At 36.3% G+C, this 12,870-nt stretch carries 13 protein-coding genes; 2 read left to right on the top strand and 11 right to left on the bottom strand.

The features are described 5' to 3' along the window. Positions 1–329 precede the first annotated feature (329 nt). The 8 genes from CA834_RS14410 to CA834_RS14375 all read right to left on the bottom strand — a co-directional run bounded on the left by CA834_RS14410 (position 330) and on the right by CA834_RS14375 (position 7,705). Positions 330–1,142: an enoyl-ACP reductase FabI gene (locus CA834_RS14410; protein WP_094969426.1), complete on the bottom strand. Its 813-nt coding sequence runs from the start codon at positions 1,140–1,142 to the stop codon at positions 330–332. A gap of 96 nt (positions 1,143–1,238) precedes the next feature. After that, positions 1,239–2,891, bottom strand: coding sequence for a DNA repair protein RecN (recN, locus tag CA834_RS14405; protein ID WP_094969425.1), 1,653 nt, complete (start codon positions 2,889–2,891; stop codon positions 1,239–1,241). 64 nt (positions 2,892–2,955) lie between these two features. Then, positions 2,956–3,843: a type IX secretion system protein PorD gene (gene porD / locus CA834_RS14400; protein WP_094969424.1), complete on the bottom strand. Its 888-nt coding sequence runs from the start codon at positions 3,841–3,843 to the stop codon at positions 2,956–2,958. Beyond that, positions 3,836–5,047, bottom strand: a complete 1,212-nt coding sequence (gene coaBC / locus CA834_RS14395; protein ID WP_094969423.1) for a bifunctional phosphopantothenoylcysteine decarboxylase/phosphopantothenate--cysteine ligase CoaBC — start codon at positions 5,045–5,047, stop codon at positions 3,836–3,838. The genes porD and coaBC overlap by 8 nt, the downstream gene beginning before the upstream one ends. A gap of 6 nt (positions 5,048–5,053) precedes the next feature. Beyond that, positions 5,054–5,380, bottom strand: a complete 327-nt coding sequence (locus tag CA834_RS14390; protein ID WP_206186885.1) for a DNA-directed RNA polymerase subunit omega — start codon at positions 5,378–5,380, stop codon at positions 5,054–5,056. A gap of 11 nt (positions 5,381–5,391) precedes the next feature. Next, entirely contained in the window at positions 5,392–6,192 is an 801-nt protein-coding gene (locus CA834_RS14385) for an outer membrane protein assembly factor BamD (protein ID WP_165764807.1), read from the bottom strand. 110 nt (positions 6,193–6,302) lie between these two features. Beyond that, on the bottom strand, positions 6,303–7,187 hold the full coding sequence (gene dapA, locus CA834_RS14380; RefSeq protein WP_094969420.1) for a 4-hydroxy-tetrahydrodipicolinate synthase: 885 nt from the start codon (positions 7,185–7,187) through the stop codon (positions 6,303–6,305). Continuing rightward, entirely contained in the window at positions 7,187–7,705 is a 519-nt protein-coding gene (locus CA834_RS14375) for a DUF6913 domain-containing protein (protein WP_094969419.1), read from the bottom strand. Before CA834_RS14375 ends, dapA begins: the two co-directional genes overlap by 1 nt. A gap of 71 nt (positions 7,706–7,776) precedes the next feature. Between CA834_RS14375 and CA834_RS14370 the strand changes: the two genes are divergently transcribed. Both CA834_RS14370 and CA834_RS14365 read left to right on the top strand, forming a co-directional pair. Further along, positions 7,777–8,538: a 5'-nucleotidase C-terminal domain-containing protein gene (locus tag CA834_RS14370; RefSeq protein ID WP_094969418.1), complete on the top strand. Its 762-nt coding sequence runs from the start codon at positions 7,777–7,779 to the stop codon at positions 8,536–8,538. Positions 8,539–8,540: 2 nt separating this feature from the next. Next, the gene (locus CA834_RS14365) at positions 8,541–9,455 is read left to right on the top strand and encodes a bifunctional metallophosphatase/5'-nucleotidase (protein ID WP_094969417.1); all 915 of its coding nucleotides are present in this window, start codon (positions 8,541–8,543) and stop codon (positions 9,453–9,455) included. Between the two features lie 2 nt (positions 9,456–9,457). Here CA834_RS14365 and CA834_RS14360 read toward each other — a convergent pair whose 3' ends face one another. From CA834_RS14360 to CA834_RS14350, 3 genes are all read right to left on the bottom strand, one after another. Next, positions 9,458–10,189, bottom strand: coding sequence for a hypothetical protein (locus CA834_RS14360; RefSeq protein WP_094969416.1), 732 nt, complete (start codon positions 10,187–10,189; stop codon positions 9,458–9,460). 103 nt (positions 10,190–10,292) lie between these two features. Continuing rightward, on the bottom strand, positions 10,293–12,287 hold the full coding sequence (gene ligA, locus CA834_RS14355; RefSeq protein ID WP_094969415.1) for an NAD-dependent DNA ligase LigA: 1,995 nt from the start codon (positions 12,285–12,287) through the stop codon (positions 10,293–10,295). Beyond that, positions 12,288–12,869, bottom strand: a complete 582-nt coding sequence (locus CA834_RS14350) for an LOG family protein (protein ID WP_094969414.1) — start codon at positions 12,867–12,869, stop codon at positions 12,288–12,290. Position 12,870 lies beyond the last annotated feature (1 nt).

Raw genomic sequence — 12,870 nt, 5'->3', positions numbered from 1 at the left:
GTTAAATCAAGCTCAAAGGCTGTACCACAGGTAGCATCTGTGTTTCCACTGCCGTTCTGGGTGTCCACAGGAGTTCCTGTTCCAGGAAAGGTTTGGGAAAACCCAAACATTCCCACTAATGTTAATAAAATAAAAAGAGTAATTTTTTTCATATAAATGAAGATTTTAAGTTAGTTATTCCTTAAAAATATGTTAATTCATTAGAAAATCAATAGCAGAGAGCAGGTTATCGATTAAATACAAATATGGACGATGAACTAAAAGGCTGAAAAATGAAAAACCACTGCCTTAACAGTGGTTTTGTATATATTTTATCTTTTATCTTACCTCTATGATGTAAACTTATCCATTACAGCATCACTGACACCCATATTACTAAAACCGCCATCATTATAAAGGTTTTGTAATGTAACTCGCTTAGTTAAATCACTAAACAACGTTACAGTGTAGTTTGCGCAATCTAAAGCGGTGGCATTACCCAATGGTGACATTTTCTCTGCATAAGCGATAAATCCGTCAAACCCCTTTACACCACTACCCGCTGTAGTAGGTGTCGGTGATTGGGAAATGGTATTAACCCTTACGTTTTTGTCCCTTCCGAAAAAATAACCAAAGCTACGTGCAATACTTTCTAAGTATGCTTTATTATCCGCCATGTCATTATAATCCGGAAAAACTCGCTGCGCAGCCATATAGGTTAAGGCCACAATACTACCCCACTCATTCATGGCATCTGCCTTATAAAGTGTCTGCATCACCTTGTGAAAGGACATGGCTGATACGTCGGTCCCTTTTTGAGTCCAGTCGTACTTTTGATCAGTATAGGCCCTACCTTTTCTAACATTGATGGACATACCTATGGAATGGAGTACAAAGTCAATTTTCCCGCCCAAAATTTCCATGGATTTCTCTACAAGATTCTGTAAATCTTCTTCAGAGGTTGCGTCTGCAGGAATAATTTGCGAACCAGTTTTGTCGGCCAAGGCATTAATTTGCCCCATTCGCATTGCTACTGGTGCATTTGTCAGTACAAATTCTCCGCCTTCTTCATGAACACGTTCTGCTGTTTTCCAGGCAATTGAATTTTCATCTAAAGCTCCAAAAATGATTCCCTTTTTTCCTTTAAGTAAGTTATATGACATGTTGCTATAAGTTAGTATTAATTAGTTTTGAAATTCAAATATAAAGATATTGAAAGAACAATAGTCTTAATCATTATATGTTTGATTTAAGTCTTATCAATTTAGTAATTGTCTGGCATGTGCCAAGGCAGATTCTGAAACGTCAAGTCCACCCAGCATCTGCGCTATTTCAACGATGCGCTCGTCTTCATTTAAACGCTGTAGCTTCGTATGGGTTGCATTGTTTTTATCTTGCTTAAATACTTTAAAATGTGCATCACCCTTAGCCGCAATTTGTGGCAAATGGGTTATGGTAAGTACCTGCATGTACTTGCTCATCTGTTTCATAATTGAACCCATTTTATTAGAAATTTCTCCAGAAACACCTGTATCAATTTCATCAAAAACGATAGTGGGCAGTTGTATATATTCAGCTAAAATAGATTTAATGGCCAACATAATTCTTGAAAGCTCTCCTCCGGAAGCTGCCTTTTTTAACTCATTGAAACGTGATCCTTTATTGGCCATGAACAAAAAATTAAGATTATCAGTACCGTTGGGTCCAAAACGTTCTTTTTGAGTAAGTTCAATCTTAAATTTGGCATTAGGCATACCTAAATCCTTTAAAATGGACTCTAATTTATTACTCAATGTCGGGATTACCTTTTTGCGGTTATTTGATATCCCGTCACACAACTCCTCCAAGTATGATTGTTTGATTGCCAGGTCCTTTTCTTTTTGCGCTATCTCATCATCTAGGTTTTCCGTAGTGTTGATTTTAGTATTTAATTCAGCTTTAAGTTCTATCAAGGACTTTATATCTAGAACCGCATGTTTTTGCATTAAATTATTTATAATTTGTAGTTGGCTATTAATGCGATCTAGTTCCTCTGGCTCTGTCATGAGGTTGTCTTCTAAAGAATCCAATTCTAAATTGAGATCATCTAGTTCTATATTAACACTTTCAATACGCTCCTTTAGCTTTTCATAGGGTTTACCGTAACCTCCTATTTTAGACAATTCCCGCTTTACAGTTTGAAGTTGTGCTATTACACCTAAATCATCTACATTGAGTATTTCTTTGATCGTTTGGAGCTTCTCTCCTATTTCCTCTACATTGTTAAGCGCCTCAAACCGAGCTTCGAGCTCATCGAGGTCAAGAGTTTCTAAGTTGATTTCATTAAGCTCATTGAGCAGAAAAAGATTATAATCATACTCCTTAAGCATCTCAGATTTGGACGCTTTCAACTCGTCTAATGCTTTTTCAAGAGTTTTGAAATCTCCCAGCCCTGTGATATATTCGGTTAACAAGGCTTTATTATTGGCCAGAGCATCAATAACTTGAAATTGAAAATGGTCTTGCGTTAATTGTTGCGTTTGATGTTGTGCATGGACATCGATAAGATTTTCACTTAACTGTACTAAATTATCTAAGATAGTCGGCGTATCATTTATAAACGCCCTGGATTTTCCGGACGGTAAAATTTCCCTTCGGACTATAGTTTGTACATCATAATCCAAATCTAATTCACCAAACACGTTTTTTAAGTCGTAATTGGCTAAATCAAAAGTAGCCTCAATTACACACTTCTTATCTTTATTTTTAACTTGGGAAAGATCGGCGCGTTTACCTAGTACAAGAGCCAGGCCTCCAAGAAGAATAGACTTACCTGCCCCTGTTTCGCCTGTTATTATAGTTAACCCGTTATTAAATTGAACGTTCAATTCATCAATTAGGGCATAATTCTTAATGTATAATGATGATAACAACGGCTTTTAATTTAGAATAATAAAATTAATACATTAAGACTAAAAACATGGCCTTAAACGAAAATTAATAGGTTATGTTTCGCCATTTTTGAGAATGCATAGGTGCAATCTTATTTAAGGTGTTAAGGGTTTCTGCCACGTTAATTGTTGGCCCTCCAGACAAGATATCCATAATTTCATCTGCTTTTGCATCAAAAAATACGCGCATTAGAAATGAATTAGGCCTAACACTGTGTATTTTAAGTAGATTATTTAAAACATTTGATATTTGCAATTTTGCTTCTTTTGGGTCTTCACTCATAATATCAAGACCTTTTCGGTGATAGTTATACATGGATTCCCTAATCCCTTCAAAAGTTGGAGACATTAAATTGTCAATTAATGCAAAACGCGATTGCTGGCCATCTTCTAATTTCCATCCCTGCCCATTTAATTGCTGAGAATAATTGGCTATTATCATGGCTTGTTTAAAGTAATCCGAACCACCATTTAATGCAAATGAATCGGCATCCATTCCCAAAATCATATACACATGAAATGCCAATACAGAAATAAGGTTAGATTCGAATTGATTTGCATTATAAACCAAATTCTGAAATTCTAAATATTGAAAATTGAAGGTTTTATCATTATAATTATAAATGGGTGTACTGTAGGTGGAATTATAGACCGGTCTTGATGAAGACACCTGCAGTGTAGCAGAAAATGAGTCATTGTTATATTGAAGCACATTAATCACCATACTGCAATTGATACGTTCTTGCTGACCAAAGGATTTCTCGGTCCAAGTAGTGTTGTTGACAAATTCATTTAACTGACGCTCTAGGGTTCTAAAAACAACGTTATTATCGTTTCCAGTTTGTTGCGCAATTACCGAAACCGTGCAATTGAGCTCTTGTGCTTTCGTAATGGCTATGGAGATAAGACAAATAAAAAATAAGAGTTTACGCATGAAATTGTTTTAATATTTGCTTCATTAAATCCTGGGCGACCTCAGCCTTGGATTTTAAGTCATTCTCAATTATTGTCCCTAACGATGTGATAAATGTAACTTTATTAGTGGAACCTCCAAAACCTGCACCTTCATCTTGCAATGAATTGAGAACTATTAAATCAAGGTTTTTTGTTTTGAGCTTTTTCAAAGCGTTATCCAACTCATTATGGGTTTCTAGGGCAAATCCAACTAAAAATTGATCGGATTTAACAGCACCTAAGGATTTTAAAATATCCTTGGTCCGTGTCAACTCAATAGTAAACGTTTCCTCATTCTTTTTTATTTTGCGATTGGCTACTGTTTTTGGTCTGTAATCTGCCACTGCCGCTGAAAGTATAGCAATATCTGAAGTTTTGAAGTATTTATGTACTTCAGTATACATCTCTTCAGCACTTACTATCGGAATTAGTTTAACTAAACTGTGGTTTATAGTTTGATTTGTTGGACCTGTAATTAATGTTACCTCTGCACCAAGGCTAGCGGCGGCTTTAGCGATTTCAAAGCCCATCTTCCCACTTGAATGATTACCAATAAACCGTACAGGATCGATAGCCTCATAAGTCGGACCAGCCGTAATTAAAATCTGCTTGCCGTTTAAGGGCAAACCCATAAGAATATCTTTTTCAACAAAGGATATGATATCTTCGGGTTCAGCCATGCGTCCTTCCCCAACTAATCCACTAGCCAACTCTCCTACTCCTGCAGGTATAATTTTGTTACCAAAAGAGCTCAACTTCTCTAAGGAAGTTTTTGTAGATTGGTGCTTGTACATATCCAAATCCATCGCAGGTGCTACGTATACTGGGCATTTAGCGGAAAGATAAGTAGCCAGAAGGATATTATCGCATATGCCGTTGGTCATTTTTGCCAGTGTATTTGCAGTCGCTGGAGCAATGACAAAATAGTCTGCCCATAGCCCTAATTCAACATGATTATTCCAAACCTCATTGTCGTCTTCTTCGTCTACAAAGGATGAATAGACCGTATTTTTAGATAAGGTCGAAAGAGTAAGCGGTGTAATAAAGTCTTTTGAAGCAGGCGTCATAACGACTTTAACGTTTGCACCTGCTTTTATGAATAAACGGACAAGATTTGCCGATTTATAGGCGGCAATACCTGCGGTTATGCCTAATAAAATGTTTTTGTCTTTAAGAATAGACATTGAAGATTATTCCTGAGTATCCTCAGTATTTCTATGATAAATTTTATCATCTAACCACTCCTTGACAGCAAGAGCATGTGGCTTAGGAAGCTTCTCATAGAACTTAGATACCTCAATTTGTTCCTTATTTTCGAAAATCTCCTCTAAACTGTCGTTATATGTTGCAAATTCATCAAGTTTATCAATTAGCTCACGTCTTATATCCGTATTGATTTGCTCCGCGCGCTTGGCAATTACAGAAATTGCTTCATAAATGTTGTCTGTCGGTGCATCTATTTCATTTCTGTTATAAGTTACAGTGGTAACGGGTGCATCAGTTTTCTTTAAATCCATCATTATAATAGTTAACTTTTAGTTGTCAATGTGTTTAATTCTTGTTGTAATTCCTCCCTCATCCTTTCAGAATCGACTAAAAATTCTGTATTTGGATAGGCAGTAATAAGATTGTTATAATACCCTAAAGCATCTTTTATACGCTGTTCCTTTAAGGAATCAATACTTAATATTGCTAAATTATAGGCAGCATCGAACCTGTAAAAAAGGGCTTTTTCCTTTAGAGAGGTTCCTGGGAATTCTAATAAAAAATTATTAAATGATTTAATTGAAGCCTTGTAGTCCCTTATTAAATCGTATTGTTTGGCTATTTCAAACGACTTCCGTTCTAATTTAAAATCTAATTCCTTTACCAAGCTATTAGCCTCTGCCAAATATTGGGAATTAGGATAAGAATTAAGAAATAGCTGTAATTTCTCGATGGCCTCAATAGTTTCCTTTTGTTCCTTGGAATAAACAGGCGAATTATAATAGTGGCCTTTAGCGGATAGAAATGCGGCTTCTTCAGCTTTTTCGCTATTTGGGTAAATATCAACAAAATTATCAAAATGATAACTCGCTATGTAATAATCCCCTAGTTCATAGGAACACTTGGCATGCATGAACGTCAATTTTTCCGCTTGAGGTTTTCCTCGGTATTTAGGGAGAATTTGCTCAAATAATCTAAACGCTTTGTTGTATTTACCTGCATCAAAAAGTTCAGTACCGAGATTGAACTTTGCTGCAGCATCCTCAGATTTTAAAGTCTTTTGAAAATCACTACATGAGAGCAACAAACAACTGACAACTAGTATGTAAAATACGTGCTTCATATTTTTTAAACAGGATGCAAAAGTACACATTATAAACGGATTATAAAAACAAAAATTGTATTCCAAACCACAACCTTTTTACACTTTAAAATCTCTTTTTAATTTTTAGTTTAACGTTTACCCAATTCCTCCAAGGCCTTAACCATATCCTTTTTAAGATGATCCGTCGCTTGAACCAAAGGCAACCTAACATGCGCATTACAAATATCTAAGGCCTCAAGAGTTGCTTTAATTCCGGCAGGGTTATTTTCCTTAAAAATCAATTTAATTATGGGCATCAGACTAAAATGAATGTTGTAAGCTTCTTTCGCCTTTCCGGCTATGCCCAACCTAATCATTTCAGAGAACTCTTTTGGCAGCGCCTGACCAATGACAGAAATGACCCCAGAGCCACCAGCCAAAGCAATACCCAAAGCTAAATCATCATCACCAGAGATAATATGAAAATCTTCAGGTTTGTGCCTTAAAAGTTCTAAGTATTGTTGCACATTATTACCCGCTTCCTTAACCGCAATGATATTGCCGAATTCTGTTGCAAGCCTTAAGGTCGTTTCTGGCAGCATATTAGACGCCGTACGGCCAGGGACATTATATAAAATAATGGGTTTTGTCGTTGCCAGTGCTATGGTCTTAAAATGTTGATAAATGCCCTCCTGGGTGGGTTTGCTGTAATATGGAGATACTGATAGAATGGCGTCTATGGATGATAAATCCGTTGATTCTATTTCCTTTATGACCGCCGCCGTATTACTACCACCAATGCCCAATACCAATGGTAATCTACCGTTGTTTTTTTTTGTTATAAATGCTATGAGTTGCTTTTTCTCTTCAGAAGTAATGGTAACGCTTTCGCCGGTCGTACCGCTTATCACCAAGTATTCCGTACCATTTACAATGTTATACTCAACAAGCTTCCCCAACGCATCGAAATCGATGCTTAAATCCTCCTTAAACGGTGTTATCAAGGCAACACCTGTCCCTACAAATTTGGTCATTATAATTTATTTAAAATCGTTAGATATTTTTTAAATTCACTTTTAAAAGTTTTCATATCCTTTGGCTCAACGTCTAAAATTAAATCAAATAAACGTTCATCCCTTGTAGATAAACCCACTTTTAAATTCGCGTTTGACATGGCCGTTATTAGGTTTAAATACAAGATATCTTCTTTATAGTAACTGATCAATACGTCGTAGTCTTCCTTAACAAAGGAATCTAAATCCGAATGATGTATTTTACCTTTCCAGCCAAAGTCTTTAGGGCTAAAATAGCTTTCCCATTTACTACTCTGCATCTTATCATCGAGCGTAAATGCCACAATCTTGTGCTTTGGCGAATTTAAACCCAATTGCTTAAAATATGCTCTAAAAGATTCAAAATCAATATACTCACTAGCGTTTAAGAGAACGGCAACAGTCTTTACCTTATTTGGATTAACACCAGACCTCCGCATTGACAACAATTTGTTGACATATTTTTGATTTGATTTTTCTTTAAATACCTTTAAAAACATCTATATTTAGACTTTGTGCAAATTTAACAAAAGCACACGCAATATATCGTAAATATGTAACGACTTATTTTATGGCATTGAAGCAGCTTAGTTTAATTCTGTTGGCAGGTTTAATTCTGTCTTGTAATAATGGTCATCATGTAACTAAAATTGAAGGTAAGCGTATAGAGGTTAATCCTGAAATACCTGCAGATAGCACTATTGAAGCTTTTATTAAACCATACCACGACCACTTAAACAAAGATTTAGATAGTATCATTTCTTATGCACCTATGACCTATGCAAAAACTGATGGTGAATTAAATACAGCAATTGGTAATTTAATGGCAGATGCCGTTTATAGCCAATGCAATCCTATATTTAAAAAACGTACCGGTAAAGATATCGATTTTGTATTACTCAATTATGGTGGAATTCGCTCCGTGATACCCCAAGGCAACATCACCACCAGAACAGCTTATGAAATTATGCCTTTTGAGAATGCGGTTGTTGTTACAGAATTAAAAGGAGCTCAAGTTCAAGACCTGTTGAGGTATCTTTCCATAGCCAAACGCGCACATCCGATTTCCCAACAATTACAGCTTACCTTGAATGAAAGGTATGAGGTGATATCAGCTACTTTGAACGGAAATGCCATCGTTCTTGATAAATCCTATTTTGTGGCAACAAACGACTATCTCTTCAATGGCGGGGATAAAATGAGTTTTTTTCAACAGAACGAGGGCGTTTATCCTTTAAATTATAAAGTAAGGAATGTTTTAATAGATTATTTCAAAAAAACAGATACCCTTACATCCAAAAAAGATAATCGCTTTATAAGAGTAGCACCTTAAAAATGAATAGAAGACGATTTATACAGCAAACGACCGCAACAGCCGCATTAGCAGGCATAAGCGGATTTGGCCTTCAGGCCTTTAGTTCATCAACAGCAAAAAAAATTACAATTCTACATACCAATGATGTGCATAGCCATATAGACCCTTTTGGCCCCAATGACGGCAGGAATGCCAACAAGGGTGGTGTGGCAAGACGGGCAACTTTGGTTGAACAAATCAGAAAAGAAAATCCAAATACATTGCTATTTGATGCAGGCGATATATTTCAAGGTACGCCTTATTTTAACTATTATGGTGGGGAGTTGGAATTTAAGCTGATGAGCATGTTAAAATATGATGGCGCTACAATTGGCAATCACGATTTTGACAACGGCATAGATGGTCTGTACGGACAATTACCACATGCTAAATTTGACTTCATCTCTGCCAATTACGATTTTTCAAATACGGTATTAGATACGCATGTAAGGCCCTATAAAATATTTTTTGTAGATGGTATTAAAATAGGTGTATTCGGCTTAGGGATAAAGCTTGAAGGCTTAGTTGATAAAAAGCTTTATAAGGAAACCGTTTATTTGGATCCTATTGAAACCGCACAGGAAATGACTACCATACTTAAAACGGATAAATCCTGTGATTTGGTGATTTGTTTATCCCATCTTGGTTATCATTATAAAAACGCTCCAAATAGAGTAAGTGATTTAATTTTAGCGAAAGCCACTAAACACATAGATCTTATTATTGGAGGCCATACGCATACCTTTTTGCCTAAGCCTACCATCGAAAAGAATTCGGAAAACAACAATGTTATGGTGAATCAGGTTGGCGCCTATGGTCTCTACTTAGGGAGGATTGACTTTTATTTTAGCCCCGGAAGAGATGTCTCCTCAGAAGGCGCAACCATACTTGTTTAGGTTTACAATTCAATATGGTCATCTAGATAGGAAGGTTCTGGTCCAGAAAACTCCTTTTGTGATTGGAGGTAGAAAAATGAAAAAGCGACCACAAGAAGGAAGGAGTAGATGTAACCAAGACTGATTTCATCTAGAATATAGAAATAAGCTAATTGAATGATTTCTGAAAAAACTATACACATGGAGGCCACTAAAAAATACATGGATTTGTTGTCATTTCTATACATATAATTAATTAAGGCTACCGAAAGCAATGCCATTATTACACCATTGTAAATAAGCTCGAGAGAATACTGGTAGAAAGACAAGACGTCCTCGGCTGTAGCTGTAACCATAATTACGCAAAAAACATCCAAGACGAGCAGTATTAAAATAGATACAGAGAGTTCGGAAAAAACATGACGCAAATCCAAGTCTTTTAAAATTTTTATTATTAGAAAAATATAGGAGAGGATGTAAAGTATATTGGTGCCATAGTAAGGATAATCTACTTCACCATCTTGTAGATAAGGCAAATAATAAGCTAAACAATTGAATGCATGGGCTAAAGTAAAGGTTGCCAAAAACCAAAAGAAGAATTTTGATTTGCGTTCAGTTGTCCTGTAGTAAAATAAGCTCAATAACAATAATAACAATGCACTGATAGCAGCACCTTCAACCTCAAACCCTCCACCTTGAAGAATTATAAAGACACCACCAAGTAGCACAAACAGAACTTTTATTACTTTATTCACAAGTTTTAATTAATCCCTTAATTGAAACAAATATAAAATTATTTTACAATTTTACGATAAATGATTCCTTTTTATCGATAAAATGTAATTTAAATGTAAGATTTTATTTCAATAAATTTAAAAATTCTTGTTCTGAAAGTATAGGAATATTTAATTGTTCTGCCTTTGCGCGTTTACTAGGTCCCATTTTATCACCAGCCACGAGATAACTTGTTTTAGATGAAATAGAGGAAGACACCTTACCTCCATTATCCTCAATGCGTTTTTTGAGCTCATTTCGTGAAATACTCTCAAATACTCCAGAGACCACAAAGGTCATACCTTTAAGTTTCTCGGTTTGATTGGCTAACTTTTCAGCAGAAATTTCCAATTGAACACCAAATGATTTTAACCGTTCAATAATATTTTTATGCTCATCAGATTGGAAAAACTCAATGACACTTTCTGCTATGCGATCACCTATTTCATCAACTGAAATTAGATCATTCATCTGAGCCTGCATTAATGCATCTATTGATTTATAATGTTTAGCTAGTTTTTTAGCGACGGTTTCTCCCACGTAACGTATGCCAAGAGCAAAAAGAACACGTTCAAAAGGAATTTGCTTAGAAGCTTCTATTCCCTTAATTAAATTTTCAGCACTTTTTTCTGCCATACGCTCTAAGGGGATGACTTGTTCTTTCTCCAATTCGTACAAGTCTGCATAATTAGAAATTAGGCCTTCTTTGACCAATAAAGCCACGGTTTCACCTCCCAAGCCTTCAATATCCATAGCTTTTCTCGATATATAATGCTGAATCCGTCCGATGACTTGTGGAGGGCACCCTTGATCATTTGGACAATAATGCTTTGCTTCACCCTCAAGACGCACCAGTTCGGTACCACATTCAGGACAATGGGTTATGTATATTGTTGGTGTGGAATCTGTTGGTCGTTTACTTAAATCTACTCCAATAATCTTAGGAATAATTTCACCGCCTTTTTCTACAAAAACCTCATCCCCTTCTCGTATATCTAACTTTTCAATTTGATCTGCATTATGAAGCGAAGCCCTCTTAACAATAGTTCCAGCCAATTGAACGGGTTCTAGATTGGCCACTGGAGTAATGGCACCTGTTCTACCAACTTGGTATGTAATCTCATTTAATCGTGTGGAAACTTGCTCAGCCTTAAATTTATATGCCATTGCCCATCGTGGTGCTTTCGCCGTATAGCCCAGCTCCTCTTGTTGATAAAAATCATTGACCTTAACCACAACACCATCAATTTCATATGGCAGGTCATATCGGTGCTTATCCCAATAGTTGACGTAATCTAAAACCGCTTCGATGGAATTCACAAGCTTGGCCTCATTAGGAACTTTAAAACCCCATTTCCTGGCTTTCTCTAGCCCTTCATATTGAGTTGTAATATTCAAATTATTTCCTTTAATACTATACAGCAAACACTCTAAAGGGCGCCTGGCGACTTCTGCACTATCCTGTAATTTAAGGCTTCCTGAGGCCGTATTACGCGGATTCCTATAGGGCTCTTCATCATTTTCAATTCGCTCTTCATTCATTTTTAAAAACCCATCAATGGGCAAAACAATTTCACCTCTAATATCAAAACGTTCAGGATAATCATCCTTAAGCTGCAAGGGTACCGTTCTAATAGTCTTTACATTGGCTGTGACATCATCACCTTGCACACCATCGCCCCTAGTCACAGCTCGAATTAACTTTCCGTTTTCATAAGTCAAACTCATGGACGCACCATCATATTTCAACTCACATGTGTATTGCACATCCCCATCAACCAATTTTTTAATTCGGGTTTCCCAGTCTAATAAGTCTTCTTTTGAATACGAGTTTTCCAAGGAATACATTCTAAAATCGTGTACTACCGTATCGAAGTTTTTAGTGATGGTTCCTCCAACCCGTTGTGATGGGGAATTGGCATCAAAAAATTCAGGGTACTTCTTCTCTAGTGCTTGAAGCTCCTTGAGTTTCATGTCGAACTCATAATCGCTTATGGTAGGATTATCGAGTATGTAATACCTATAGTTATGTTGGCGCAATTCGTCCCTGAGGGCATTTATTTTTTGTTCAATATCCATTTATAACCCTTTTTTATCTAGCCACTTAGGTGCTGGCAGTGGCTCATAATTATTCATTTTATCCAATAAACCCATAATTTCAGTATCAACCACAATAGCCTCGACATTCTCTGATTTTACAAAGCCCTTTTCTTCCATTATTTGAAATTGAGCAAGCAAGGCGTCATAATAGCCTTTGATATTTAAGATACCTATGGGTTTAGTGTGAAGGCCCAGCTGCCCCCATGTTGTAATTTCAAAAAATTCATCCATGGTTCCAAAGCCCCCTGGGATAATAATAAATCCATCACTTTTCTCATACATCTGTATTTTCCTATCATGCATATTTTGAGTTACTATAAGTTCAGATAGTTTTAGATGGACCATTTCCTTAGATTTTAAAAAGCTAGGAATGATTCCAATAACCTTGCCATCAGCATCCAAACACCCTTGGGCGACCTTTCCCATGATTCCAATTTCTGAAGCCCCATAAATTAAGGAAATAGACCTTTTAGCTAAAACCGACCCTAGTTCATAAGCCTTATCAATAATTTCTTGGTCGTTCCCTTCGCTACTACCACAAAATACCGCTATAGATTTCATA

The sequence above is a fragment of the Winogradskyella aurantia genome, assembly GCF_002266855.1.
GTDB lineage: Bacteria > Bacteroidota > Bacteroidia > Flavobacteriales > Flavobacteriaceae > Winogradskyella > Winogradskyella aurantia.
The sequence above is the reverse complement of the archived record's forward strand: the minus strand, read 5'-3'. Positions and strand labels throughout refer to the sequence as shown.

What these genes read in the sequence shown, in the direction of transcription:
- dapA (WP_094969420.1), bottom strand. Translation starts at nt 7,187, where the DNA reads ATGACCAAATTTGTAGGGACAGGTGTTGCCTTGATAACACCGTTTAAG.
- coaBC (WP_094969423.1), bottom strand. Translation starts at nt 5,047, where the DNA reads ATGTCTATTCTTAAAGACAAAAACATTTTATTAGGCATAACCGCAGGT.
- CA834_RS14385 (WP_165764807.1), bottom strand. Translation starts at nt 6,192, where the DNA reads ATGAAGCACGTATTTTACATACTAGTTGTCAGTTGTTTGTTGCTCTCA.
- CA834_RS14350 (WP_094969414.1), bottom strand. Translation starts at nt 12,869, where the DNA reads ATGAAATCTATAGCGGTATTTTGTGGTAGTAGCGAAGGGAACGACCAA.
- CA834_RS14390 (WP_206186885.1), bottom strand. Translation starts at nt 5,380, where the DNA reads ATGGATTTAAAGAAAACTGATGCACCCGTTACCACTGTAACTTATAAC.
- CA834_RS14370 (WP_094969418.1), top strand. Translation starts at nt 7,777, where the DNA reads ATGGCATTGAAGCAGCTTAGTTTAATTCTGTTGGCAGGTTTAATTCTG.
- CA834_RS14410 (WP_094969426.1), bottom strand. Translation starts at nt 1,142, where the DNA reads ATGTCATATAACTTACTTAAAGGAAAAAAGGGAATCATTTTTGGAGCT.
- porD (WP_094969424.1), bottom strand. Translation starts at nt 3,843, where the DNA reads ATGCGTAAACTCTTATTTTTTATTTGTCTTATCTCCATAGCCATTACG.
- ligA (WP_094969415.1), bottom strand. Translation starts at nt 12,287, where the DNA reads ATGGATATTGAACAAAAAATAAATGCCCTCAGGGACGAATTGCGCCAA.
- CA834_RS14375 (WP_094969419.1), bottom strand. Translation starts at nt 7,705, where the DNA reads ATGTTTTTAAAGGTATTTAAAGAAAAATCAAATCAAAAATATGTCAAC.
- CA834_RS14365 (WP_094969417.1), top strand. Translation starts at nt 8,541, where the DNA reads ATGAATAGAAGACGATTTATACAGCAAACGACCGCAACAGCCGCATTA.